This window comes from Kitasatospora sp. NPDC051702 (genome assembly GCF_040681575.1).
In the GTDB taxonomy this organism is placed as follows: Bacteria; Actinomycetota; Actinomycetes; order Streptomycetales; family Streptomycetaceae; genus Kitasatospora.
In genome coordinates this window covers 71173-95587 of the sequence record NZ_JBFAZB010000002.1, presented here as the reverse complement: position 1 = coordinate 95587, position 24415 = coordinate 71173, and the positions used below count along the sequence as shown (strand labels likewise).

Sequence of the window (24415 nt, the reverse complement as noted above, 5' to 3'; positions counted from 1 at the left end):
CGCCCCGTGACGCCCCGGAGCACGGGCCGGCCGGCCTCAGCGCAGCGCGCGCTGCGCCGCGACGATGCGTCGGGCCGCCGTCTCGTCCCCGCGCCCGCCGCGCTCCGCGTAGCCGGGGAACTGCCCGGCCACCGCGCAGCGCAGCCGCAGGGTGAGCGGTGCCACGTTGGTCTCGGCCCGGTCCTCCTCGATCGCCCGGAGGACTGCGGTCGCGACCTGCTCCGGCGACACCGTGCGCACGCCGCTCGGCACCTCGGCCCCGGTGTCCGCGAACATCCCGGCCCCGCCCACGAACCCGGGCTGGACGAGCGAGACCCCGACCCCGGTGCCGCGCAGGTCCTGGCGCAGGCTCAGCGCGAAGCCGCGCAGCCCGAACTTGCCCGCGGTGTACAGCGACGAGTAGGGCGTCGCGGCCTTCCCCGACATCGAGCCGACGAAGGCGAGCTGCCCGCGGCCGGCCGCCACCATCCGGGGCGTCAGCAGCCGGCTGAGCATCACCGGTGCGCTCAGGTTGACGGCCAGCGCCCGGTCGATCTGCTCGGGCGTGTAGTCGAGCAGCTCGCCGCTGGCGGGCAGGGCGGCGTTGGCCACCAGCACGTCGACGTTCGGGCAGTCCTCGGCGAGCCGGCGGACCTGCTCCGGGTCGGCGAGGTCGGCGACCACCGGCCGGGCGCCGAGTTCGGCCGCCAGCGACCGCAGCGGCTCCCGGCGCCGGCCGGTGACGATCAGGGTGGCGCCCGCCCCGGCGAGCCGGCGGGCCAGGGTGCGGCCGATGCCTCCGGCCGCACCGGTGAGCAACACGGTCGCCTTGTTCAACCGCATGGTCGGAACCTCCCGGTTCATCGGTCTTCCTCCGGATATCTGCTCTGGACGATAGGAACTTGGCAAACATTTGTCTAGTCTGGCAATTCCTGTGCCAGGATGGTGTCCGGAAACCCCACCCCCACGACCCGAGGACGGCCCTCATGGAGAAGCGGACGACGAGCAGGCTCGGCCACCGGCAGCTGTCGGTGATCGGCCTGGGCACCTGGCAGCTCGGCGCGGACTGGGGGCACGTCTCCGAACCGGACGCCCACGCCGTCCTGGACGCCGCGGTCGGCTCCGGCGTGACCTTCCTGGACACCGCCGACGTCTACGGCGACGGCCGCAGCGAGCGCCTGATCGGCGGGTACCTGCGCGGGCTCGCCCCGGACCGGGCCGCCGCGATCACCGTCGCGACCAAGCTGGGCCGCCGCGGCCCCCAGCAGCCGGAGGCCTTCACCCTGGACGCCTTCCGCAGCTGGACCGACCGTTCACGGGAGAACCTGGGCGTGGACACCCTCGACCTGGTCCAGCTGCACTGCCCGCCGACCGCGGTCCTCGCCACCCCCGCCGTCTACGAGGCGCTCGACACGCTCGTCGCCGAGAAGCGGACCGCCGCCTACGGGGTCAGCGTCGAGACCTGCGCGGAGGCCCTCGCCGCGATCGCCCGCCCGAACGTGGCCAGCGTCCAGATCATCCTCAACCCGTTCCGCCGCAAGCCCCTCGCCGAGGTGCTGCCGGCCGCCCGGGAGGCCGGCGTGGCGGTCATCGCCCGCGTCCCGCTGGCCTCCGGGCTGCTCTCCGGGGCCTACCGGCACGACACGGTGTTCCCCGCCGAGGACCACCGCACCTACAACCGGCACGGCGACTCCTTCGACGTCGGCGAGACCTTCTCCGGCGTCGACTACGCGACCGGGGTGGAGGCGGCCGCCGAGTTCTCCGCGCTGGCGCCCGAGGGCGCCACCCCCGCCCAGACCGCGCTGCGCTGGATCGTCCAGCAGCCCGGCGTCACCAGCGTCATCCCGGGCGCCCGCACCCCCGCCCAGGCGGCGGCCAACTCCGCGGCCGCCGCCCTGCCGCCGCTCCCGGAACGCGTGCTGGCCGGGGCGGCCGAGCTCTACGACCGCCGCATCCGCGCGCTGGTCCACCACCGCTGGTGAGGCACCCCGGGGTGCCCGCAGGCGGGGGCACCCCGGGCCGCCGGCCCGTGCGCGGCGCACGCGCGGACGGCTCACCCGGGCGGACGGCTCACGGGTTGAGGAGGCGCACCGCCATCTCCCGCATCTCGACCTTGCGGATCTTGCCGGTGACGGTCATCGGGAACTCCTCGACCACGTGCACGTAGCGCGGGATCTTCACGTGGGCCAGCCGGCCGGTGCAGTAGGCGCGGACGGCCTCGGCCGTGAGCGGCTCGGCGCCCCCGCGCATCCGGATCCACGCCATCAGCTCCTCGCCGTACTTCGGGTCGGGCACCCCGATGACCTGGACGTCGAGGATGTCGGGGTGGCCGTGCAGGAACTCCTCGATCTCGCGCGGGTAGAGGTTCTCCCCGCCCCGGATCACCATGTCCTTGATCCGGCCGGTGATGGCGAGGTAGCCGTCCCCGTCCATCACGGCGAGGTCCCCGGTGTGCATCCAGCGGGCGGCGTCGACGGCCTCGGCGGTGCGCTCCGGCTCGCCCCAGTAGCCGAGCATCACGGAGTAGCCGCGGGTGCAGAGTTCGCCGGGCTCGCCGCGCGGGACGGTGCGGCCGGTGACCGGGTCGACGACCTTGACCTCCAGGTGGGGGCCGACCCGGCCGACGGTGGAGACCCGGCGCTCGACCGGGTCGTCGGTGCGGGTCTGGGTGGAGACCGGCGAGGTCTCGGTCATGCCGTAGCAGATGGACACCTCCGCCATGCCCATCCGCTCGATGACCTCCTTCATCACCTCGGTCGGGCAGGGCGAACCGGCCATGATGCCGGTGCGCAGGCTGGAGAGGTCGTGCCGGTCGAAGTCCGGGTCGGCGAGCTCGGCGATGAACATGGTCGGCACGCCGTACAGCGAGGTGCAGCGCTCGGCGGCCACGGCGGCCAGGGTGGCCCCGGGGTCGAAGGACGGGGCGGGGATGACGGTGCAGGCGCCGTGCGAGGTGGCGGCGAGGTTGCCCATCACCATGCCGAAGCAGTGGTAGAAGGGCACCGGGACGCAGATCCGGTCCTGCTCGGTGTAGTCGAGCAACTCGCCCACGAAGTACCCGTTGTTGAGGATGTTGTGGTGCGAGAGGGTGGCGCCCTTGGGGAAGCCGGTGGTGCCCGAGGTGTACTGGATGTTGATCGGGTCGTCGGGGGCCAGCTCGGCTCCGCGTTCGGCCAGTCGGCCGGGGTCCCCGCGGCGTCCGGCGGCCAGCAGCGCGTCCCAGCCGGGGCCGCCGATCAGCACCACGCGCTCCAGCTCCGGGCAGCGGGGCCGCACCTCCTCGATCATCCCGGCGTAGTCCGAGGTCTTGAAGCGCTCGGCGGCGACCAGCAGCCGGATGCCCGACTGGTTCAGCACGTACTCCAGCTCGTGCGGGCGGTAGGCGGGGTTGACGGTCACCAGGATCGCGCCGAGCTTGGCGGTGGCGTACTGGGTGAGCGTCCACTCGGCGCAGTTGGGGGCCCAGATGCCGACCCGGTCGCCCTTGGCGATCCCGAGGTCGAGCAGACCGAGCGCGAGCGCGTCGACGTCGGCGGCGAGTTCGGCGTAGGTCCAGCGGCGGGCGGTGGCCCGGTCGACGAGGGCGTCCCGCCCGGGGAAGGCGCGCACCGCGCGGTCGAGGTTCTCCCCGATGGTGTCGCCGAGCAGCGGGACGTCCGCGGTGCCGGAGGAGTAGCTGCGCGGGGTCGGCTGGATCGGCACGTACGGCTCCTGGGTACGGCGGGGCGGGACGGGCACCATGCTCCCGGCCCGGGCGCCGCGCCGCCACCCCCGAACGGGGGTGCGGACACGCCACCGGGGCCGCCCGTCAGGTGCGACGGGCGGCCCCGGTGCCGGGGGTCAGCCGTTGATGCAGGTGTTCCCGATGGCCGGGTTCAGGATCGAGATGACACCGATCGTGTTGCCGCAGACATTGGCCTCGAGGTTGATCGGGATCTGGATCTGGTTGCCGGACAGGACGCCCGGCGAGCCGAACGCGACACCGTTGGCGGTGGCGTCGCCGGCGGCGGCGGTGCCGGCACCGGCGAGGACGGCGACGGCGGCGAGCGCGGTGGCGGCGAGGGTGGTGCGAATACGCATTGCGTCACTCCTTGTGAGGGTGGCGAACATCCGTGTGACGATCACACTCACCTCCGATCAGACGCGACGCCACCCGGGGAACGCCCGGATTGCTCGCTTGGAGGGCGTGTCGGCGCCCCGCACCCCGTGGGCGGCGGCGGTGGGCCCGCCCCCGACGGGCCTACCGCGGCCGCCACCGGTCAGTCACCCGTCCGGGTCACCAGCGCGTCCAGCAGGTCCCGGGCCGGCCGCAGCCCGGGCTCGGCCGCCAGCGACCGCCGCAACAGCACCCGGGCGGCCGCGTCGTCCCCGGTCCGCAGGGCCGCCAGCGCCTCGTTGTAGTCGATCCGGCCCGCGTGCCGCAGCCGGACCAGCGCCGCGAGGTCCTCCCGGCAGGAGGGGCAGCGCAGGCCCTCCGGATCCGCCGGGACGGCGCACTGCGGACAGGGCACCTCCAGCGGGGGCACCGCGGGCCCGGCCGCCCTCGGGGCGGGCACCTGCGACCCGGGGCCTCCGGGCGCGGGGTTGTCGTGCCCGGGAGCGTCGTGCGGGGGAACCCCGTCCGCCGGGGTCGTCCGGGTGGTCTCGGGAGAGCTCATCGCGGCCCCGCCTCCTCGGGCCGCACCGGGCCCAGCGACTCCGCCGGCGGCTCGCTGCCCAGCTCCCGCTGCGCCTGCGCGTACAGGGCCAGCAGGTTCGACATGTGCCGGTTGACCTTCTCCATGTTCGGCGCCTCCACGCCCTCGTCCAGCCCCCGCAGCTCCGCCATGATCAGCTGGGACAGCGCCGGCGAGACCATGTTCTGGTTCACGTAGACGTTGCACATGGTGAGCATCCGGAAGGTGTGCCCGAGCGAGTCGCACAGCTCGTCCGCCCGCTGGGCCGCGACCATCGCGCCCTCCCAGTCGGCGGCCTCGCGGCGCAGCCGCAGCTCGGCGGCCACCGACCGCAGCCGGTCCAGGTCGCTCGGGTCGAGGTGCTTCTCGCAGTAGTGGAGGAACAGGCTCAGGTACGCCTCCGAGCCGCGCACCCAGCGCTGGGCGCGGAGCTGGCGCTGGGCCCGCTCCAGCGCCTCGTCCACCGACTGGCCGCGGGTCTGGCCGGCGGCCAGGTCGTCCAGCCGGTCCATGAGCTGCTGCGCCTCGCGCAGCTCGGCCTCGGTCAGCTCGCCGCCCCAGCGGTCGGTGAAGGACTCGATCTGCCGCTGCTGCTCCTCGACCTGGACCTTGAGCTCCGGGTCCAGGGTGACCCGCTCCAGCTTGACGGTCTTCTCGCCGCCCCCCTGGATCCGCACCGAGAGGGTGATCGTGCGGTCCCGGTCCAGACCGAAGGAGACCTCCACCGGCGTGCGGCCGCCGAGCCCGGCCGGCAGCCGCAGGGTCAGGTGGCCGATCAGCTCGTTCTGCTGGGCGATCTCGTGCTCGCCCTCGTAGACCGCGACCTCCAGCCGCTGGCGGCCGCTGCCGGCGACCACGAACTCCCGGCTGACCGGCGAACCGGTCGGGTAGCTGGTGTTCTTGGGGATGATCACGGCCAGCCGGCCGTCGTTGAGCTCGATGCCGAGGTTCTTCGGCGTGATGTCGAACGGGTTGGTGACCTGCATCAGCTCGCCGCAGCCCTGGCAGACCTCGCTGCCGGGCGGGTTGACCACGCCGCAGGCCGCACAGCGCAGACCGACGTCCTCGGCGGCCGTGGAGGCCACCCTGGTGCCGCCGGGCGCCGCCGAGTTGAGGGCCTCGCCGCACAGCCCGCAGGCGGTGACGCCGGGCGCGGCGGGGGTGCCGCAGCGCGGGCAGTTCTCCCCGTGGGCGACGGTCGGGGCCGGCGACCGCACCGGCGCGGCCGACCGGGGGGCGGGCGAACCGCTCGCCCCCAGACCGCACTTGGGGCAGGCCGCGGCCTCGGCGTCGAACGGGATGTGGCAGCCGGTGCAGGAGATCCGGGGGCCGCCGAGCAGCGAGGTCGCGCAGTTGGCGCAGTTGGAGGCGGAGAGGTCGCCGGGGGCCCGGCACTCGGGGCACTCCACCTCGCCGACCAGCGCGGACTGCACGGCCGCGCCGAGCGCCACGCACTGCATCGGGTTGACGCCGCGCCGGATCCGCCGGGGGCCGAACACCTCGCCGAGCCGCCGGGCCACCAGCGGGATGGCGGTGGAGCCGCCGACCAGCACCACCTCGTCGACGTCCCCCACGGTGAGGTTGGCCTGCATGATGGCCTTGTGGGTCAGTTCGATGGTGCGCTCGATCCGGGCCTCGATCAGCTCCTCGAAACGGGCCCGCTCGAACTCGGTCTCCAGCACCAGCTGGCCGGCGCCGAGGCCGGGCAGGATGACCTCGGAGGCCTCCTGGTGGGAGAGCTCGATCTTGATGGTCTCTGCGGTGGAGGCGATCTTGGGGCGGTCCCGCAGGTCCGGCTGGTAGTCGGCGCCGTACTCCTCGCGGATGTCCTCCAGCAGCGCGGTGGTGATGGCGCGGTCGAAGTCGTCGCCGCCGAGCAGGTTGTCGCCCTCGATGCCGAGCACCGAGACCGAGCCCGGCACCAGCAGCAGGATCGAGATGTCGAAGGTGCCGCCGCCGAGGTCGTAGACCAGGACGGTCCGGCCCTCGTCGCCCGCCTCGGTGGTGATCCCGTAGGCGAGCGCGGCGGCGGTCGGCTCGTTGATGATCCGCAGCACGTGCAGGCCGGCCATCCGGCCCGCCTCCTGGGTGGCCGCGACCTGCCGCTCGCCGAAGTACGCGGGCACGGTGATCACGGCCCGGTGGAAGGGCTCGCCGAGGCGCTGCTCGGCGTCCTCCTTGAGGCGGTGCAGGATGATCGCGGAGATCTCGATCGGGGTGTAGGAACGGCCGTTGAACCAGACGTTGACGTCGCCGTCGGTGCCCGCGGTGACCTTGTAGTCGACCTCCTTCAGGGCCGCCTGGACCTGCGGGTCCTTGAACTTGCGGCCCATGAAGCGCTTCACCGAGCGGATCACGTTGGCGCCGTCGACGGCGGTCCGGCTGCGTGCGGTGGAGCCGACCAGCAGCTCGCCCTTGCGACCGCTGCCGACCACGGAGGGCGTGGCCTCCTGGTTCTGCCGGTTGAAGATGATCTCCGGCTCGCCCCGGCGCAGGTGGGCCACCACGGAGTTGGTGGTGCCCAGGTCGATGCCGAGTGTGCGGTACATGTCGTTCCCCTCTTGCCCCTCGTGGTCCTGGCTACTTCTTGCGCCTGCGCCGGGCACCGGCGGCCGCGCCCTTCCGGCGGGCCGGGGGCCGGACGGCGGGCCGCCCGGGCCCCCCGGGTCCCGCGGTCTGCTCCGGTTCCGGTGCCGGCTCCGGTTCGGGCCCGGGCTCCGGTGCCGGCTCCCCGGCGACGTCCGGCGTCGCGGGGTCCGCCGGCCCGGGGTCCTCGGTGGCGCCCGCGTCCCCGAACCCCTCGAAGCCCCCGGGGCCCTCGGGGCCCCCGGTGTCCGCCGCGTGGACCGGCTCCGGCGCCGGGTCCGGCCCCGGCGGCGCGGCGACGACCACCTGCGCCCGGCGCAGCACCTCCTCACCCCAGAAGAACCCGGTGATGACCGTCCGCAGGACCGTCTCCGGCGCCACCCCGGTCCGCGGTTCCACGCCGACGATCTCGGTCAGCGCCGGGTCCGCCGCCAGGCCCTCCAGCCGCATCGGGCGCACGCCGGCCTTGGCCAGGCGGCCGAGCAGCCGGCGTCGGGTGGCCTCGATCCCGGCGCCGCGCCCGAGCAGCACCAGTTCCTGGTCCAGGCCGAGCGAGGCCAGCGCGTCGTCGACCTCGACCAGGATGCCCAGCAGGTCACGCTGGGTGGCCCGGGCGGCCTGCGCCTCCTCCGCCCGGAGCCGCTGCAACAGCGAGGCCCGGAAGAGGAGTTGGCTGAACGCCTGGTCGAGGTCGACCTCCAGCGCGCGCTGCGGGACGTCCAGCGGCCGGAGGCCGTCGGCCGGCCCGGCGGTCGGTACGTCGGTCGGTGCGTCGGTCACTCGGGTACCTCGATCTGCGGCAGCACCGACAGGTCGGCGGCGTAGCGGGCGGGGACGGGCGGTTCGGGGTCGGCGCCGCCGGGGGCGGGTTCGGTGAAGTCGGCGGCCAGCTCGGCCCGGTGCAGCGCCAGCAGGGAGGCGGCGGGCGGCAGCGCCGGGCGCTCGACGACCAGCAGCGGCTCGGCGAGGGCGGGCGCCAGCAGCCCCGCGGCCTGGTCGACGGGCTCCGGCGGCAGCGGGCGCTGGAGGTCCGCCTCCAGCCGCCGGTCGGGGTGGCGCAGCAGCGCGGCGGCGTCCTGGATCTGCTGACGGGTGAAGCGGCCGGCCTTCATCGCCGGTCCGACGGCCAGGTTGATCTCGCGCACGCCGGCCGTGAGCGCAACGCCCAGGACCTCGTACGGCGACGGTTCGTGCAGTGGCATGGCGGGCGGTTTCTCTCCTCACGACTCACGAATCACGGCTAGCGGCTTGCGGCTTGCAGCTTTTGACGTGCGGCTCACGTCCGGTGGCGTGCGGCCTGCCGCAGACGTCCGGTGGCTCCCGACTCGGCCTCGGGATGGGGAATCTGACGCCCCACCACATCAGGACGGCACCGGCGGCACGGCGGTTGCCGTCAGCGGAGCGCGTTGATCCTCCGCTGGAGGGCCCGCAGCTCCCGGTCGTCCGGGTTGTGCTCGACGGCCTGGCGGATCAGTGCGCGGGCCTCCCGGAACCCGCGGGCGTTGGCCCGGGCGACGGCGTAGGAGCTGAACACCACGCCGAGTTCGGTGTGCAGCTTGGCGACGTCCTCGGGGGTTCCGGACAGCTCGAGCGCCTCTTCCAGGAGACGGATCGCGTCGGGGTAGCGGCGGGCCTCGTAGTGGCCGACGGCCTCGCCGCGCCAGACGCTGACCATCAGCCGCCGGATGTCGGGCGAGTCGTCGTAGGAGCTGGCCTTGCGGAGCATGGCGGCCTGCGTGGTGAACGGGCTGTCCTGCAGGTTGTCCAGCACGTGGTTGGCGAGCATCACGCCGACCCGGCGCGGCGCCTCGCGCTCCGGGTCGCCGTCCCAGTCCGGGTCGGCGCGCAGCGCGTCGGCCATCCGGCCGACGGCGAGGGTGCGCTGGTCGGCGAAGGCGGCGGAGCGGGCGAGGTGGCGCAGCACGAAGGCGAGGCCGTGCCGGTGGTCCGGGTCCGGGTTGAGCGCGATCAGCTCCCGCCAGGCCTCGGCGGCCTCCTCCAGCTCCGCGTCCGGGGCGTCGGGCCGGCTGAGCTGGCTGGCCCGGTTGCCGAGGGCGGCCTCCAGGAAGTGCCGGGCGGTCGGGTCGCCGGGGGTGAGTGCGAGGCTCTTGCGGAGCAGGCCCAGGGCGCGCGGGTAGTCCTTCGTCTCGTTGTTGATCTTCCGGGCCCACTGGGCGTAGGTGGCGCCGAGGTCGCCGCGCACCTCGGCGTGGTCGGGGGCCAGGGCCAGCGCCTTCTCCAGGAGTTCGGTCGCTCCCGCCTGGTCGTCGTCGCTGGTCTTGAGCAGGGCGCGGGCCGCCCGCAGGCCGGACTCGGCGGCGATCGCCGGGGCGTCGGCGGGCAGCACGGCGCCGGGTACGGTGCCGGCGCGGGTGAGGCAGTCGAGGGCCTCGCGCCAGTCCTGGTTGCGGTGGTGCTCGCGGGCCTGGCCGACCAGGCTCTCGGCGAGCAGGGCCTGCCAGTCGGCGCCGCGTTCGGCCTCGGGCACGGCGTCCAGGGCGCCGACCGCGGCGGCCTGACGGCCCTGGAGGAGGAGGTAGTGCTGCGGTCCGAGCCCGCCGAACAGGTCGAGCGCCCGGGCCAGCGGGTGTCCGTCGGGCTCCCCGGGCCGCCGCCAGGGCTCTACGGCCCGGTCGAAGGCGGCCGCCCAGGCGGCGAGTCCGGGCTCCTGCCGGAGCAGCCGGTCGAGCGTGGGGCCGAGCGCCAGGCGGCGGGCGGGGCGGCCGGGCAGCGCCAGGCGGACGTCCTCCCGGGCGAAGGCGTCGGCGCTGTGGGTCTCCATGCCCAGCCGCAGGGTCCAGGCGGTGACCTCGTCGCCGCCGCGGCCGGCGGCGCGGTCCAGTGCCCGCAGGTCGTCCCGGAGGCGGTCGGTGAGCGCGGTGCGGGCGGTGGCGATCCGCTGGGGTTCGAGCGGGCGGCCGGTGATCCGGGCGGACTCCGCCCACAGCTCGGGCTGGTGCAGGGCGGCGACCAGGCAGCCGAGCGTCCACGCCCAGGTCCGCTCGTCGGGTTCGGCGCCCTCGGGAGCCGCGGCGGCGAGCCGGTAGCCGGCGAGTCCGAGGGCGTGCAGCAGCCGCGGCTGGGCCGGGTCCCGGAGCAGCAGCGCGTGGTAGCCGTCCCAGGCCTCCCGGTGGCGGCCCTCGACGGCGTGCTGGTGGGCCTCGTGCTCGGCGAGCAGGACGAGGGCGGGGCCGGCCTGCGGGTGGTCCGGGGTGTGGCCGAGGGCCTGGCGCAGGTCGCCGGCGGCCCGTCCGGGCTCCCCCGTGTCGAGCGCGGCGGCGGCCCGGCGGAGCAGGACGGCGCTGCGGGCGGCCCCGGCCTGCGCGGGCAGCTCGGCCAGCGCCTCGTCCAGTCGGCCGAGTTCGGCGCGGAGCAGGGCCAGGTCGAGCCGGACGGGCGCGGCCGCGGGGCTGTCTCCGAAGGCCCGGGCCCAGGCGGCGAGGACGGGTTCGGCCTGCTCGGGCGTGCCGGCCCGGCGGGCGCAGTCCAGGACGGCGCGCAGCGCGGGCCCGGCGCAGCGGACGCAGCGCGGCGGGGCGCCCTCGGCGGCCCGGTGCAGATGGGCGTCGCAGGCCTCGCGGCCGCAGCCGCCGCAGGCGCCGGTGGCCGGGCCGGCGCAGACGGCGCAGTCGGCCGGGGCGGCCTGCGGCGCGGGGGCCGGGCCGACGGTGAGGAAGTGGCGGTACCAGTCCAGTGCGGCGGCCCAGTTGCCGGCGCGTTCGGCCAGCAGGGCGCGCAGCCGGGCGAGCGCCGGGTCGCCGGCCGGGTCGGGTGCGAGCGGGGCGAGCAGCGCGATGGTCTGCACCGGGCGGCCGGCCAGCAGGGCGGCGGCGGCCAGGTGGTAGCGCTCGCGCGGTCCGGCGGCGGGGTCGAGCAGACCGGCCAGGGGCTCGGTCCGGCCCTCGGCCAGGGCCAGGGCGGCGCGCAGCCGGGCCTGCCGGTGGGTGATCGCGCCGGGCAGGGTGTCGGCGAGGGCGAGGGCGGCGGCGGCCCGTTCGCGCTCCTCGGCCCGGTCGCGGCCGGTGACCAGCAGGTGGGCGGCCTCGCGCAGCGCGGCTTCGCGCAGCGCGGCCCGGTAGCCGGGGGCGGCCGGGTGCTCGGCGGCGGCCTGCTGCCAGAGCTCCCGGGCGGCGGCCGGGTCGGCGGCCAGTCGGGTGCGGGCGAGCCGGTCGCGGGCGAGGGCGAGGCGGTCGTGCAGCTCCTCGTCCTGCAGCGGTTCCCAGCGGGTGAGCGCCCCGGCCGGGTCGTCGGTGCGGGACAGCGCGAGGCCGTGGTGGAAGGCGGCGATCCGGGCCCAGCGGGAGTCCGGTTCGCGGTCGGCCTCGGCGCGGAGCAGCGGTTCGGCCTCGGCGGCGCGGCCGGCGGCGAGCAGGGCGGCGCCGAGCCGGACCCGGGCGGGGCGCCAGTCGGGGGCCCGGTCGAGGGCGGCGCGGTAGTCGGCGGCGGCCTCGGCGGGGCGGTCGGCCCGCTCGTTGACCAGGGCGAGGCCGAACCCGGCCGGGGCGAAGCCGGGTTGGACGGCGAGGGCGGCGGCGAACTGCTCCCGGGCCCGTTCGTCGGCGCCGAGCAGCAGGGCGAGCCGGCCGAGGGCGTAGCGGGGGCGGGGGTCGCCGGGGGCCTCGGTGGCGGCGGCCGCGAGGTCGGCCCAGGCGGCGTCGGTGGCGCCGAGCCGCTGGCGGGCGAGGCCGCGGAAGAGCAGGGTCTCGGTGCGCAGCGCCGGTCCGCGCCCCCACGGGGAGGGGTCGCCGGCGCCGCGGCGCAGCGCCTCGTCGAAGGCGACGACGGCGGGTTCGTCGCGGTGCAGGCTGAACAGCTGGGCGCCCCAGCGGAACCAGAGTTCGCCGCTGCCGCCGGGGGCGGCCGCGGCGAGCAGGGTCTCGGCCTCGGCGGCCCGGTCGGTGCCGCGCAGCTGGGCGGCGCGGGCGAGGACGGGCCAGTCACGGCCGGGCAGGGCCGCGAGGGCGGCGGCGGTGGCGTGCTCGCGCTGTGCGGGGCTGCCTTCGCGGCAGAGGCGTTGCAGCCAGTCCCGGGTGCGGGCGACGGCCTCGGCCTCCTCCCCGGGTTCGGCGCCGTCGGCGGTGGCCTGCAGCAGGGCGAGGACCGGCCCGAGGTCGCCGTCGGCGGCGGCGGTGCGTTCCGCGGCGAGGCGCCGCAGGCTCCACCGGGGCAGTTGCCGGGCCGGGTCGGCGAGCAGCGGGAAGGCCTCGCGGTGCAGGGCGAGGGTGGCCTGCTGGTCTCCGGTGGGGATGGTGGCCTCGGCTTGGCCGAGGAGGGCGAGGCCGCGTTGCGGGAGCAGTTCGGCGGGGCCCTCGGCGAGCCGGCGGGCGAGCCGGGCGTAGCGGCGCCGGGCCTGCGGGGCCTTGCCGGCGGCGAGCCGTTCGGCGGCCGTGGCGAGGGCCGCGGCCACCGTCCCGGCGTCCAGGGCGCGGTGGCGCCGGGCCAGTACGACGGCGGCCGCACCGACCAGTGCCACCACGATCAGCAGCACCGCGAGCTGCACCATGCACCGTCCCCCTGCTGGTCAGATCCACCGATTTCATGATCAACATGCTGGTGATGATCATGAGTTGACGTACTGTCATGATGTTGTCCGATCGAATGCAGGATAGGCCCTTCGTGGGACGTCCGAACAGCGGAGAGCACTATCCTGGGATCAGCTGAAAAGCCGAGGCATCGAGTCGGGGGTCGAGTGTCCGAGTCGCGTTGGGTACCCGGGCTCCGGTTCGGGCCGGAGTTCGACCCCGAGCAGTACGAGCTCCTGGAGTTCCACCACCGGGGCGGCGAGGCCGAGGTGTGGCGGGCGGTGCGCACCGGCCACAGCGGGCTCAAGGAGCTCGTCGCCGCGAAGATCATGCTGGAGCGCGACCCCTCCGAGGTCCGCCGCTGGCTCGGCCGCTGGGACGACGTCTCGCACAACGCCCACCGCCTGGGCGTCACCGACCTGGTGGTGCCCAGCTTCCTGCTCGGCCCCTCCCCGCACCGGCCCGGCGCCCTGCCCGCCGGCGGTCTGCTCGGCTACCAGATCTCCCCCTGGGTCGAAGGGGTCCCGCTGCACACCTGGGCCCGCACCCAGCGCGGCGGGCCGGCCGCGGCGGCCGAGGTCCTGTCCCGGCTCTGCCGGATCGTCGACGAGCTGCACCGCAAGCGCTGGGTGCACCGCGACATCTCCCCCGCCAACGTCCTGGTGGACGCCCACGGCCAGGTCAAGCTGATCGACCTGACCTTCCTGGCCCCGCTCGACCACACCCTGACCGTCGCCGTGTTCACCCCCGGCCACGTCCCGCCGGAGGCCGAGCAGGTCGGCGGCTTCCCCACCACGGCCAAGGACCTGTTCGCCGTCGGCACCCTCGCGCGCACCCTGCTGCTGCCCGACCACGGCCGCCTCGACCACCGGCTCGCCGCCGAACAGGCCCGCGCCGAACTGCTCGCCGCCGGCTACGGCGAGGAGCTGGTCCGGTGGGCCTGCGAGCCGCTGGCCCGCGACCCGCAGCGCCGCCCCGCCCCGCTCGGCCCCTGGGTCGGCCGCGGACGCGAACTGCTGCGCGCCCACCGGCCGGTGGCACGCACCGCGGGCCTGGCCGTACTGCCCGACCGGGCCGGCCGGCCGCTGCTGGTCACCGGCGGCCCGGACGGCACCGCCCTGACCGGCCCCGGACACCCCGGCCACCGGCTGCCGACCGGCCAGGGGCCCGGCCCCGTCCGCGAGTTGACGGCCGGCTGGGCAGGCCGGCAGGGCGAGCTGGTGGTCTGCGCCGAGGACCGCGGCGGATCGCTCTGGGTCGGCACCGCGGCCGGCTGGTGGGAGGCCGCGCGCGGCGTCAGCGGGCTCGCCGGGGGCGTCGACCCGGCCGGGGAGATGACGGTCTGGACGGCGGTCGGCGGCGCACTGCGCTCCTACCGCTGGGCGCCCGGGCTCACCCTCACCGGCCGGGAGCTGCCCGGCTGCCCGGCCGACCGGGTGCTCGCCGCCCTGGAGGAACGCCCCGGATCCTGGCTGGTCCTGGTCGAACACCGGGAACAGGTGCTGAGCTGGCGGCCCGGCTCGGCGGAGCACCCGGCCCCGGTCGGACCGCCCGGCGCACCGCGCGCCGGGGCCCTGGCCCTCACCTCCGCCGGGCCGCAGGCCGTCACGCTGCGAACGGACGGCTCCGTCCGGCTGCACCCGCTCGGGGCGGGCGCCGGGCCGGGCTCCGAGATCGGCGACGGCGAACCCGCCCTGGGCGTCGCGGTGGCCGGGCACCGGGGCGGCCCGACCGTCGCGCTGGCCGGCGCGGGCGGGGTCCGGCTGCGGCTGCCGGCCGGCGGCGCCGCCCGCCGCCCGCGCTGGTGGCGGCCCACGCTGCGCCCGGCCACCCGGGTCGCGCTCGCGGTCGGCGACGACTGGCGGCTGTGCCTGGCCGCGGTGGTGGAGGGCGAGTTGCAGTGCTGGCAGGAGGACGCGGCGTACCGCTGGCTGCCGGTGGCCCTGCCGGAACAGGGCTGACGCCGGTGCCGGGCCCGGGGCCGGCGCCTCTCCCGGACCGGACAGGACCGGAGGGGCCCCCGGGCCCGGGCCCGGCCTCGCCGTGGGCGCTCGGCCGGAACGCGCCGAGGCCCCGGAACCTGGTGGGTTCCGGGGCCGCGGCGCGGTGCTCTCAGCGGTCCTGCTCGGTGCTGACCCTCGGTGCTGACCCTCGGTGCTGGCCCTCGGTGGTGCTCCCGGTCGTACCCGTCGGCGGTGCCGCTCAGCGGAAGCGGCGCAGCCGCAGGCTGTTGCCGACCACGAAGACCGAGGAGAAGGCCATCGCCCCGCCCGCGATCATCGGGTTGAGCAGTCCGGCCGCGGCCAGCGGCAGGGCGGCCACGTTGTAGCCGAACGCCCAGAACAGGTTGCTCTTGATGGTGGCCAGGGTCCGGCGGGAGAGCCGGATCGCGTCGGCGGCGGCCCGCAGGTCCCCGCGGACGAGGGTGAGGTCGCCGGCCTCGATGGCGGCGTCGGTGCCGGTGCCCATGGCCAGGCCGAGGTCGGCCTGGGCGAGCGCGGCCGCGTCGTTGACCCCGTCGCCGACCATGGCCACGACCCGGCCCTCGGCCTGCAGCCGGCGGACGGTGTCCACCTTGTCCTGCGGCATGACCTCGGCGATGACGTGCTCCGGGGCGATGCCGACCTCGGCGGCGACGGCCTCGGCGGCCGCGCGGTTGTCCCCGGTCAGCAGCACCGGCGTCAGGCCCAGGGCGCGCAGCCGGGCGATCGCCTCGGCACTGGTCGGCTTGACGGCGTCGGCGACCTCCAGCACGGCCCGCGCCGCGCCGTCCCAGCCGACCGCGATCGCGGTGCGGCCGGCCGCCTCGGCGGTGCGCTTGGCCTCGGCCAGGTGCCCGGGCAGGTACTGCGACCAGTCGTTCAGCAGCGCCTCCCGGCCGGCGACCACCGCGTGGCCGTCCACCACGCCCTGGACGCCCAGTCCCGGCACGTTCTCGAAGCCCTCGACGGCGGGCAGCGCACCGGCCCTGGCCGCGGCGGTGGCGATGGCCCGGGCGATGGGGTGTTCGGAGGCGTGTTCCAGGGCGCCGGCCAGGCGCAGGGCCTCGGCCTCGGTGACGCCCTCGGCGGTGTGCACGGCGAGCAGGGTCATCCGTCCGGTGGTGACGGTGCCGGTCTTGTCCAGGACGACGGTGTCGACCTTGCGGGTGTTCTCCAGCACCTCGGGGCCCTTGATCAGGATGCCGAGCTGGGCGCCGCGGCCGGTGCCGACCATGAGCGCGGTCGGGGTGGCCAGGCCGAGGGCGCACGGGCAGGCGATGATCAGCACCGCGACGGCCGCGGTGAAGGCCGCGGTCCAGCCCTCGCCGGTGCCCAGCCAGTAGCCGAGGGTGGCCACCGCGAGGGTGATCACGATCGGGACGAAGACGGCGGAGATGCGGTCGGCGAGGCGCTGGGCGGCGGCCTTGCCGTTCTGCGCGTCCTCGACCAGCCGGGCCATCCGGGCGAGCTGGGTGTCGGCGCCGACCCTGGTGGCCTCGACGACCAGTCGGCCGCCCGCGTTGACGGTCGCACCGGTGACCGCGTCGCCGACGGAGACCTCCACGGGCACCGACTCACCGGTCAGCATCGAGGCGTCGACGGCCGAGGCGCCCTCGACCACCGTGCCGTCGGTGGCGACCTTCTCCCCGGGGCGCACCACGAACCGGTCGCCCACCGCGAGCTCCGCGACCGGGATCCGCACCTCCTGCCCGGCCCGCAGGACGGCCACGTCCTTGGCCCCCAGCTCCAGCAGGGCCTTGAGGGCGGCCCCGGCGGTGCGCTTGGAGCGGGCCTCGAAGTAGCGGCCGGCCAGGATGAAGGCGGTGACGCCGGCGGCGGCCTCCAGGTAGATGTTCGACGAGCCGTCGCTGCGGGCGATGGTCAGTTCGAAGCCGTGCCGCATGCCCGGCATGCCCGCGTCGCCGAGGAACAGCGCCCACAGCGACCAGAGGAACGCGGCGCCGGTGCCGAGCGAGACCAGGGTGTCCATCGTCGCCGCGCCGTGCTTGAGGTTGGTCCAGGCGGCGCGGTGGAACGGCCAGGCGGCGTAGGTGACCACGGGGGCGGCCAGGGTCAGCGAGAGCCACTGCCAGTTGTCGAACTGCAGGGCCGGCACCATCGCCATCGCGATCACCGGCACCGCCAGGGCCACCGCGGTGGACAGCCGCTGCCGCAGCGGGGCCAGCTCGTCGGCCGGCTCCGCGGGCCCGCCCGCACCCTCGGCGGCCGGCGGCGCGGGAAGCGCCGCGGTGTAGCCGGTGGCCTCGACGGTGGCGATCAGGTCGGCGACCACGACGTCGCCCTCGTAGGAGACCTTCGCCTTCTCGGTGGCGTAGTTGACGCTCGCCGAGACGCCGTCCATCCGGTTCAGCTTCTTCTCGATGCGGGCCGCGCACGAGGCGCAGGTCATGCCGCCGATCGAGAGTTCCACCTCCGTGGAGGCGGGTGCCTGGGTGGTCATCGTTGCTCCTCGTGACTGTCGTCGGACAGGGCGCGTGCGACGTGCCGGGTGGCACCGCCGGATCCGGACCCACCGGACTGGTACCCATGGGGGGTATCGGGCGGCGCCGAGTTCATTTATACCCCTGAGGGGTATCCAGGGCAAGGCTTCACCGATACCCCCCTCCCGTATTTTCCGGACCGACCGAACCGCTTGACTTGATACCCCCACGGGGTATTCACTCGGGGCATCGGACCGGGGCCGGCAGCGCCCCGCCGGAGCTCCCGAGGAGGCCCGCATGACCGGCTACCGGCACGACCAGGACCGCCTGCGGCGCCGACTGCGCCGGATCGAGGGCCAGGTCCGCGGCCTCCAGCGGATGGTCGCCGACGACACCTACTGCATCGACGTGCTCACCCAGGTCTCGGCCGCCACCAAGGCCCTCCAGTCCGTCGCCCTGCTCCTGCTCGACGGCCACCTCGCGCACTGCGTCCAGGACGCCGTCGCCGACGGCGGCACCGCGGCCGCCGACACCAAGGTCGCCGAGGCCTCCCGCGCCATCGCCCGCCTCCTGCGCGCCTGACCCCTCCACCCGCGCCGCATCCGCCCGCGCCCGCCGCCCACCACCGAGGAGACCCGCCATGAACACCGCCCTGAAGATCACCGCCTTCACCGCCGGGCTCACCGCCGCCTTCGGCCTCGCCCTCGGCGTCGGCCACGCCACCGGACGCGGTCCCGCCCCCGCGCCCGCCGGCACCACCGGGCACGGCGGACACGCCGGACACACCGAGGCCGCGACCCCGGCCGACCACCTGCCCGGCGGGCTGCAGGTCTCCGAGCGCGGCTACACCCTCAGCCTCGACGACCCCTTCGTCACCGCCGGCACCCCCACCGACCTGCGCTTCCGGATCCTCGGCGCCGACGGCCGGGCCGTCACCGCCTTCCAGCCCTCGCACGAGAAGGAACTGCACCTGATCGTCGCCCCGCGCGACCTCTCCGGGTACCAGCACCTGCACCCCACCCGCGCCGCCGACGGCACCTGGAGCGCCACCGCCGCGCTGCCGGCCGCCGGCACCTACCGGGTCTTCGCGGACTTCACCCCCGCCGGCGCCACCGAGGGCCTCACCCTGGGCGCCGACCTGCACGCCGCCGGCGACCTGCGGCCCGCGCCATTGCCCGAGACCGGACGGACCGTCACCGTCGACGGCTACACCGTCGCCCTCGGCGGCGAGCTCACCCCCGGGCGCAGCGGGCGGCTCACCCTGACCGTCACCCGGGACGGCCGACCGGTCACCGACCTCCAGCCCTACCTCGGCGCCTCCGGCCACCTGGTCGCCCTCCGGGCCGGGGACCTCGCCTACCTCCACGTCCACCCGGACACCACCGCCCCGGGTCCGGAGATCGGCTTCACCACCACCGCGCCGAGCGCCGGGAGCTACCGGCTCTTCCTGGACTTCAAGCACCAGGACGCCGTGCACACCGCCGCCTTCACCGTCACCACCGAGGGCGCCGCCGCCCCCGGCCCGGCGGCCGCCCCGACCACCGGGGAGACCGTGGACCACCAGCACTGAGGCCCACCTGCGCGCCGTGCCGGGCGGTCCACCACGGACCGCCCGGCACGGCGGCTTCGGCGGATTCGGCGGCGGGGCGGCGCCCGGCCCGGGATCGGGTCCGGGATCGGGTCCGGGATCGGGATCGGGCCGGGTTTCAGGCCCGGGCGCCGGTCAGCGGCCGGTCCTGTGGCGCCGGGGAGCACGACGGCGCCGCGGAGCCCAGTGGCGCCGGGCGGTCCAGTCCCAGGTTCCGGTGGATCTCCAGGGCCGCCGTCGAGCGGTTCAACGTGATGAAGTGCAGCCCGGGCACCCCCTCCCCGAGCAGGCGCTCGGCCATCCGGGTCGCGTGGTCCACCCCGATGCGGTGGGACGCCGCCCGGTCGCCGCGGGCGGCCTCCAGCGCGGCGGCGAGCGCGGGCGGGAAGGAGGCACCGCTCAGCTCGGCGAAGCGGGCGATCTGGCGAACGTCGGTGGCCGGCATGATCTCCGGGATGACCGGGGTGTCGCAGCCGGCCGCCGCCAGCCGGTCGCGCAGCCGCAGGTAGTGCTCGACCTCGAAGAACATCTGGGTGACGGCGTAGTCCGCCCCCGCCCGGCACTTGGCGACGAAGTGCCGGATGTCCTCGGACCAGTCCGCCGAACGCGGGTGGCGCTCCGGGAAGGCCGCCACGCCGACCGTGAACGCACCGCAGCCCCGGACGAGTTCGACCAGTTCGGCGGCGTGCCGCAGGCCCTGCGGATGCGGCCGCCAGACACCGTTCGGGTCCCCCGGCGGGTCGCCGCGCAGGGCCAGCACGTCCCGGATCCCGACGTCCGCGTAGCGCCGCAGGACGGCCTGCAGCTCGGCGGTGGAGTGGCCGACGGCGGTGAGGTGCGCGACGGGGCGCAGCGTGGTCTGGGCGGCGATCCGTTCGGTGGTCCCGATGGTGCGGTCGCGCGAGGAGCCGCCGGCGCCGTAGGTGACGGACACGAAGGTCGGCGCCACCGCCTCCACCCGCCGGATGGCGGCCCACAGGGCGCGTTCGCCGGCCTCGTCCTTGGCGGGGAAGAACTCGAAGGAGTAGGTCCGCTCGCCGGCCGCCAGGATCTCGCGCAGGCCGCGCGGGCCGGGGCGGGTGGTGTGGTCCATGGGGTGCTCACCTCGTGTGGTGGGGTCGGCGGCCTGCCGAGGGGCCGGCCGGCCCGGGATGCCGGCGGGCGTTCCACCCTGCCCCGGAGGGCGCAACAGGACCGCCACAAGGATGACTTGACGATCGCTGGAGGCGGTCCACCCGCCCGCTCCCGGCCGCTCCACACCCCTCTTCAATTACCCCCTGGGGGTATGCTAGCTTCAGTGGTGAAGCAGCCGACCGGATCGCGCGGCCGGCGCCCGGCACGATGACAGGAGCACAGCCATGACCGAGATCGCCGTCACCGTCGAGTCCACCGAGACCGCCTCCTGCTGCGGCTCGTGCGGCACCGGCGCCACCGACGCCCCCGCCGCCGCGACGGCCGGCCCGGCCGTCTTCCAGGTCAAGGGCATGACCTGCGGGCACTGCGTCACCGCGGTGACCGCCGAGCTCCAGCGGATCGACGGCGTGGGCGCCGTCGCCGTGGACCTCGCCACCGGCCGGGTCACCGTCGACAGCACCGCCCCGCTCTCCGACGAGGCCGTCGCCGCCGCCATCGACGAGGCCGGCTACGAGCTGGTCGGCCGCCTGGACGGCTGACGGACCGCGGCACGACGCGGAGCGGCCCCCGACGACCTGGTCGTCGGGGGCCGCTCCGCGTTACCGGGCGGGGGTATGCCGGGCGGGGGTGCGTCAGGTGGGGGTGCGCAAGGAGCGGCCCCGCAGGGCGCGGGCACCCCGGAACGGGGCACCCCCGGCGGCCCGGCCGGTCACCGCGCGTCGGACGGCGCCCGCAACAGGGGGAGGACGACCTCGTCGAGGATCTCGTCGACGACCCGGTCGGGCGGCACCGTCCCGCCGATCAGGAAGGCGTCGCGCAGCAGGTCGAGCGGGAGGGAGAGGACCCGCGGGGTGAGCCGCGCGGGGTCGATCTCGCCCCGGTCGACGGCCCGGCGCATCATCACCTCCAGGCTGCTCACCGGCCCCTGCGCGGTCAGGCCGCCGCGGAAGATCCCGCGGAGCTCGGGGTCGCGCATCAGGTCGACCAGGAACCCGTGCACGGCGTCGGTCGGCAGGTCGTCGAAGCGGTGCAGCAGGCCGCGCAGGAAGAGCGCCAGGTCCGCCTTCAGGTCGCCGGTGTCCGGCGGCTCCCGGTAGTCGGGGGCGTTGCGGCCGAGGGCGGCGACGACGAGCGCCGCGCGGTTCGGCCAGCGGCGGTACAGCACCGGCTTGCTGGTCCGGGCCCGGGCGGCGACGCCGTCCATGGTGAGCCGGTCGTAGCCGTGGTCGGCGAGTTCGGCCCAGACGGCGTCGAGGATCGCCCGTTCCAGCTCGTCGCCGCGGCGCCGCGAGGGCCTGCCGCGGACCTCCTCGCCCACCGGCACGCCGGACGTCACCGGTTCGCCGGGCGCCGCTCCGCCCCTCGCCGCTCCGCCTGCCGCCGATCTGCCCGCTGCCGATCCGCCTGCCGCCGATCCGTCCGCCATCGAGTGCCGCACCCGACCTTCGTCGATTCGTAGATACGTTGCGTTTCTTATCCGGATGAGTCTACAGTCGTGACTAAGAAACGCTCCGTATCTTATGTCCGGATGACCTGGGGGGAACCCGTCATGCGCACTCTCCGAACGACCGACGTCCTGGTGGTCGGCGCAGGCCCGGTGGGCCTCGCCCTCGCCCTCGGACTGGCCCGCGCCGGGATCGACTGCCGCGTCCTCGAACGCGAGCCGCGGTTCCGCGACCGCGGCGTCCGCGGCAAGGGCGTCAACTCCCGGACGCTGGAGGTGTTCGACGACCTCGGCGTCGTCGACGGCATCCTCGCCCGCGGCCGGTCGGACCTCGGGGTCCGCAGCTACCAGGGCGTCCGGATCGTCCACGAGGTCGCCCCTCGGCCCGCCGGCGCCGCGACCCCGGACCGGCCCCACCCCGGCATGCTGCTGCTCGGCCAGCACCACACCGAGGCCGTCCTGCGTGACCGGCTCGCCGGGTACGGCGTCACCGTCGAACTCGACACCGAGCTGCTCGACCACCGGCAGGACCCCGAGGGCGTCCTGGCCACCGTCCGTCGCGGCGCCGCGACGGAACACCTCCGCGCCCGCTACCTGGTCGGCTGCGACGGCGGCCGCAGCACCGTCCGCAAGCTGGCCGGCATCCCGTTCCTCGGCGAGACCTGGGACCAGGAACGCTTCCTGATGGCCTCGCTCGCCGTGGACGGGCTCGACCCCGACCTCATGCACGTCTGGAACCACCCCGACCTCGGCGCGGGCGCCATGGTGCTGGTGCCGATGCGCGAGGACGACAACTGGGCCATCCACGCCTCCGTCCCGCCGAGCGCGGCCGGCGAGCCGCCCGCCCCCACCCTGGACACCTTCCGCCGGCTGTTCGCCGAACGCGCCGGCCTGCCCGGGGTCCGACTGCACGAACCGTCCTGGTCCACGGTGTGGCGGCCGACCGTCCGCATGGTCGAGCGCTACCGCCAGGGCCGGGTCCTGCTCGCCGGTGACGCCGCGCACTGCCACTCCGCGGCCGGCGGCCAGGGCATGAACACCGGTATCCAGGACGCGCACAACCTGAGCTGGAAGCTCGCCGCGGTACTGCGCGGCGCACCCGACGCCCTGCTCGACAGCTACCAGGCGGAACGGCTGCCCGTCGCCGCCACCGTCCTCGCCGCCACCTCCGCCCAGCACAAGGCGCTGTTCTCCGCCGACGGCGCCCGCGCCCTGTCCGCGCAGTTCGCCAGCCTGGCGGGCACCGCGGGCGCCGACCTCACCGGGCTCTCGGTCGGCTACCGGGGCGGCCCGCTCGGCCTCGACCTGGACGACGGCACCGGCATCCGTGCCGGGGACCGCGCCCCGGACGCCCCCTGCGCCACCGCCGACGGCACGCCCACCCGGCTGTTCGACCTCTTCCGCGGCACCCACTTCACCCTGCTGACCCTCGCCGGACGGCCCGCGCCGACCGGCCCGACCGCACCGCCCGGGCGGCCCGACGGGCTCGACGGGCTCGAAGGGCTCGACGGACGGGAGTGGCTCGACGGGCTCGAACGGGCCGGTCGCCTGCGCCGGGCCGTCGTCACCGACCCGGGCGGCCACGTCGGCCGCGCCTACGGACTGAGCGGCACGGCCGTCGCCCTGGTCCGGCCGGACGGCTACGTCTCGCTGACGGCGGGGCGGCCGGACCGGGCCGCGCTCACCGCCCACCTGCAGGGCTTCGGCCTGAGCAGCTGAGCGCCTGACCGGCGGGCCGGTGCTCCGGCCGACCGGCGGGCCGGGTCCCTCGGCCCGCCGGTCAGCCCGCCGATCGGGCGCGGGCGGCGGCAGCCCGCTCGTCCGCGTCCGCGAGCAGGAAGTACACCGGGGACAGGCCCAGTTCGACCACCATCAGCACCACCTGGAACCCGTCCGGCCACCCGGCCACCGCGGTCGACAACACCCGGCCGAGCCCGCCCAGCAGGAACACCGCCGTCAGCCACCGCACCGCGTGGGCCGGCATCGGCGACTGCCGGACGGCCCACAGCCAGGCCGCGCCGTAACCGGCGAAGATCGCGCCCATGAACCGGCCGAAGCTGTCGACCGTCGCACCGGCGTCCTCCTCGCCCGGGATCGCCGCGTTCCCCGCCAGCAGGTGGTAGAAGCCGATCGCCACGCAGGCGACCCCCATCGTCCACCCGAGCACCCGCAGAACCCTGGCCATGAACCCACCACCCGTCGGACGGTTAGTTGACACGTGTCCACTAAGCTAGCGCGCGCTAGTGGACACGTGTCAAGTAGCCTTCGCCGCATGCCAGTCCACCAACGGCGCCGCCGCCTGTCCCCCGCCGACCGACGCGCCCAGCTGCTCTCCGTCGGCGCCCGGCTCTTCGCCGCCCGCCCGTACGAGGAGGTGCTGATGGAGGAGGTCGCCGAACAGGCCGGCGTCTCGCGCGCCCTGCTCTACCGTCACTTCCCGGGCAAGCACGACCTGTTCGCCGCCGTCTACCGGCAGGCCGCCGACGAGCTGCTCGCCAAGTCCCGCTTCGACTCCGCCGACACCCTGCTCGAACAGCTCGTCGAGGGCATGGACGCCCATCTGGACTACTTCGTCGCCAACCGGCACGCCGTGCTCGCCGCCAACCGCGTCCTGGCCGGCGACCCGGTGATCCAGACGATCATCACCGGCGAACTCGACACCCTGCGCGGCCGCCTGCTCGGCGTCCTCCCCCTCACGGACGAGACGGCCCGGCGGGCGGTCTCACAGGTCCTCGGCAGCTGGCTGGTGTTCGTCCGGGTCCTGGTCGTCGACTGGCTCACCGAGGAGAGCTGCACCCGCGAGGAGCTGCGCGACGCCTGCATCGGCGCGGTGCTCGGCGCCCTGCGCCCGCTGCTGCCCGCCGACGCGGCCGCCGGACCGAGTGCCGACCCGACCGCTGACCCGAGCCACTGAGAAGAACCCCCGACCACCGGCGGGAACCCCGTTCGGCAGGGGCGGAATCGCTACCATCGGGATCCAAGGGGAAACACGCCCAAAGGCACCAATTTCCCATGAAAATAACACAGTTGGATCCTCACCTCAGCGCTGGACCCCGACCCCCG

Annotated in this window: 18 protein-coding genes and 1 pseudogene; 7 read left to right on the top strand and 12 right to left on the bottom strand. The window is 75.7% G+C overall.

From position 1 onward, the window contains the following. Positions 1-36: 36 nt before the first annotated feature. The gene (locus AB0N04_RS02340; protein ID WP_360217928.1) at positions 37-822 is read right to left on the bottom strand and encodes an SDR family NAD(P)-dependent oxidoreductase; all 786 of its coding nucleotides are present in this window, start codon (positions 820-822) and stop codon (positions 37-39) included. A 143-nt stretch (positions 823-965) separates the two neighbouring features. On the opposite strand from AB0N04_RS02340, the gene AB0N04_RS02335 reads away from it, so the two are divergent. After that, entirely contained in the window at positions 966-1961 is a 996-nt protein-coding gene (locus AB0N04_RS02335) for an aldo/keto reductase (protein WP_360217896.1), read from the top strand. 88 nt (positions 1962-2049) lie between these two features. Here the strand turns inward: AB0N04_RS02335 and AB0N04_RS02330 are convergent, their stop codons facing one another. The 7 genes from AB0N04_RS02330 to AB0N04_RS02300 form a co-directional block, all read right to left on the bottom strand. Beyond that, on the bottom strand, positions 2050-3681 hold the full coding sequence (locus AB0N04_RS02330; protein ID WP_360217899.1) for an AMP-binding protein: 1632 nt from the start codon (positions 3679-3681) through the stop codon (positions 2050-2052). A gap of 138 nt (positions 3682-3819) precedes the next feature. Continuing rightward, positions 3820-4059 carry a chaplin gene (locus tag AB0N04_RS02325; RefSeq protein ID WP_360217902.1) on the bottom strand — a complete coding sequence of 80 codons (240 nt, stop codon included), beginning with the start codon at positions 4057-4059 and terminating at the stop codon, positions 3820-3822. Positions 4060-4238: 179 nt separating this feature from the next. Beyond that, positions 4239-4637 (bottom strand): hypothetical protein, encoded by a 399-nt coding sequence (locus tag AB0N04_RS02320; protein WP_360217905.1) that lies wholly within the window; start codon positions 4635-4637, stop codon positions 4239-4241. Continuing rightward, positions 4634-7204, bottom strand: a complete 2571-nt coding sequence (locus AB0N04_RS02315; RefSeq protein WP_360217908.1) for an Hsp70 family protein — start codon at positions 7202-7204, stop codon at positions 4634-4636. The genes AB0N04_RS02320 and AB0N04_RS02315 overlap by 4 nt, the downstream gene beginning before the upstream one ends. Positions 7205-7235: 31 nt before the next feature. Then, positions 7236-8021, bottom strand: coding sequence for a nucleotide exchange factor GrpE (gene grpE, locus AB0N04_RS02310; RefSeq protein WP_360217911.1), 786 nt, complete (start codon positions 8019-8021; stop codon positions 7236-7238). Continuing rightward, a complete protein-coding gene (locus AB0N04_RS02305; protein WP_360217914.1) occupies positions 8018-8443 on the bottom strand; it encodes a hypothetical protein in 426 nt (141 codons plus the stop codon). The genes grpE and AB0N04_RS02305 overlap by 4 nt, the downstream gene beginning before the upstream one ends. A gap of 191 nt (positions 8444-8634) precedes the next feature. Next, positions 8635-12744 carry a hypothetical protein gene (locus tag AB0N04_RS02300; protein ID WP_360217917.1) on the bottom strand — a complete coding sequence of 1370 codons (4110 nt, stop codon included), beginning with the start codon at positions 12742-12744 and terminating at the stop codon, positions 8635-8637. Between the two features lie 186 nt (positions 12745-12930). On the opposite strand from AB0N04_RS02300, the gene AB0N04_RS02295 reads away from it, so the two are divergent. Further along, positions 12931-14724, top strand: a complete 1794-nt coding sequence (locus tag AB0N04_RS02295) for a hypothetical protein (protein ID WP_360217920.1) — start codon at positions 12931-12933, stop codon at positions 14722-14724. 241 nt (positions 14725-14965) lie between these two features. On the opposite strand, the gene AB0N04_RS02290 is transcribed toward AB0N04_RS02295, so the two are convergent. Beyond that, positions 14966-17206, bottom strand: a complete 2241-nt coding sequence (locus AB0N04_RS02290) for a heavy metal translocating P-type ATPase (protein WP_363363039.1) — start codon at positions 17204-17206, stop codon at positions 14966-14968. A 283-nt stretch (positions 17207-17489) separates the two neighbouring features. Here AB0N04_RS02290 and AB0N04_RS02285 point away from each other — a divergent pair. Together AB0N04_RS02285 and AB0N04_RS02280 are read left to right on the top strand one after the other, a co-directional pair. Then, positions 17490-17768 (top strand): annotated as a pseudogene (locus tag AB0N04_RS02285) (metal-sensitive transcriptional regulator); the annotation flags it as partial. A 58-nt stretch (positions 17769-17826) separates the two neighbouring features. Continuing rightward, positions 17827-18756 carry a hypothetical protein gene (locus AB0N04_RS02280; protein WP_363363037.1) on the top strand — a complete coding sequence of 310 codons (930 nt, stop codon included), beginning with the start codon at positions 17827-17829 and terminating at the stop codon, positions 18754-18756. A gap of 136 nt (positions 18757-18892) precedes the next feature. Here the strand turns inward: AB0N04_RS02280 and metF are convergent, their stop codons facing one another. Further along, the gene (metF, locus tag AB0N04_RS02275; protein ID WP_360223468.1) at positions 18893-19867 is read right to left on the bottom strand and encodes a methylenetetrahydrofolate reductase [NAD(P)H]; all 975 of its coding nucleotides are present in this window, start codon (positions 19865-19867) and stop codon (positions 18893-18895) included. Positions 19868-20132: 265 nt separating this feature from the next. Between metF and AB0N04_RS02270 the strand changes: the two genes are divergently transcribed. Beyond that, positions 20133-20447, top strand: a complete 315-nt coding sequence (locus AB0N04_RS02270) for a cation transporter (RefSeq protein WP_360223465.1) — start codon at positions 20133-20135, stop codon at positions 20445-20447. A 170-nt stretch (positions 20448-20617) separates the two neighbouring features. On the opposite strand, the gene AB0N04_RS02265 is transcribed toward AB0N04_RS02270, so the two are convergent. Continuing rightward, the gene (locus tag AB0N04_RS02265) at positions 20618-21244 is read right to left on the bottom strand and encodes a TetR/AcrR family transcriptional regulator (protein WP_360214265.1); all 627 of its coding nucleotides are present in this window, start codon (positions 21242-21244) and stop codon (positions 20618-20620) included. A 213-nt stretch (positions 21245-21457) separates the two neighbouring features. On the opposite strand from AB0N04_RS02265, the gene AB0N04_RS02260 reads away from it, so the two are divergent. Further along, positions 21458-23071, top strand: coding sequence for an FAD-dependent monooxygenase (locus AB0N04_RS02260; protein WP_360214267.1), 1614 nt, complete (start codon positions 21458-21460; stop codon positions 23069-23071). A gap of 61 nt (positions 23072-23132) precedes the next feature. Here the strand turns inward: AB0N04_RS02260 and AB0N04_RS02255 are convergent, their stop codons facing one another. Beyond that, positions 23133-23537 carry a DUF4345 domain-containing protein gene (locus AB0N04_RS02255; RefSeq protein WP_360214269.1) on the bottom strand — a complete coding sequence of 135 codons (405 nt, stop codon included), beginning with the start codon at positions 23535-23537 and terminating at the stop codon, positions 23133-23135. An 87-nt stretch (positions 23538-23624) separates the two neighbouring features. On the opposite strand from AB0N04_RS02255, the gene AB0N04_RS02250 reads away from it, so the two are divergent. Beyond that, positions 23625-24266 carry a helix-turn-helix domain-containing protein gene (locus tag AB0N04_RS02250; RefSeq protein ID WP_360214271.1) on the top strand — a complete coding sequence of 214 codons (642 nt, stop codon included), beginning with the start codon at positions 23625-23627 and terminating at the stop codon, positions 24264-24266. Positions 24267-24415 lie beyond the last annotated feature (149 nt).

Excerpts from the sequence above, each read along its gene's own strand:
- AB0N04_RS02340 (WP_360217928.1), bottom strand. The coding sequence starts at position 822 with ATGCGGTTGAACAAGGCGACCGTGTTGCTCACCGGTGCGGCCGGAGGC.
- AB0N04_RS02335 (WP_360217896.1), top strand. The coding sequence starts at position 966 with ATGGAGAAGCGGACGACGAGCAGGCTCGGCCACCGGCAGCTGTCGGTG.
- AB0N04_RS02325 (WP_360217902.1), bottom strand. The coding sequence starts at position 4,059 with ATGCGTATTCGCACCACCCTCGCCGCCACCGCGCTCGCCGCCGTCGCC.
- AB0N04_RS02320 (WP_360217905.1), bottom strand. The coding sequence starts at position 4,637 with ATGAGCTCTCCCGAGACCACCCGGACGACCCCGGCGGACGGGGTTCCC.
- AB0N04_RS02315 (WP_360217908.1), bottom strand. The coding sequence starts at position 7,204 with ATGTACCGCACACTCGGCATCGACCTGGGCACCACCAACTCCGTGGTG.
- AB0N04_RS02305 (WP_360217914.1), bottom strand. The coding sequence starts at position 8,443 with ATGCCACTGCACGAACCGTCGCCGTACGAGGTCCTGGGCGTTGCGCTC.
- AB0N04_RS02300 (WP_360217917.1), bottom strand. The coding sequence starts at position 12,744 with ATGGTGCAGCTCGCGGTGCTGCTGATCGTGGTGGCACTGGTCGGTGCG.
- AB0N04_RS02290 (WP_363363039.1), bottom strand. The coding sequence starts at position 17,206 with ATGACCACCCAGGCACCCGCCTCCACGGAGGTGGAACTCTCGATCGGC.
- AB0N04_RS02280 (WP_363363037.1), top strand. The coding sequence starts at position 17,827 with ATGAACACCGCCCTGAAGATCACCGCCTTCACCGCCGGGCTCACCGCC.
- metF (WP_360223468.1), bottom strand. The coding sequence starts at position 19,867 with ATGGACCACACCACCCGCCCCGGCCCGCGCGGCCTGCGCGAGATCCTG.
- AB0N04_RS02270 (WP_360223465.1), top strand. The coding sequence starts at position 20,133 with ATGACCGAGATCGCCGTCACCGTCGAGTCCACCGAGACCGCCTCCTGC.
- AB0N04_RS02260 (WP_360214267.1), top strand. The coding sequence starts at position 21,458 with ATGCGCACTCTCCGAACGACCGACGTCCTGGTGGTCGGCGCAGGCCCG.
- AB0N04_RS02255 (WP_360214269.1), bottom strand. The coding sequence starts at position 23,537 with ATGGCCAGGGTTCTGCGGGTGCTCGGGTGGACGATGGGGGTCGCCTGC.
- AB0N04_RS02250 (WP_360214271.1), top strand. The coding sequence starts at position 23,625 with ATGCCAGTCCACCAACGGCGCCGCCGCCTGTCCCCCGCCGACCGACGC.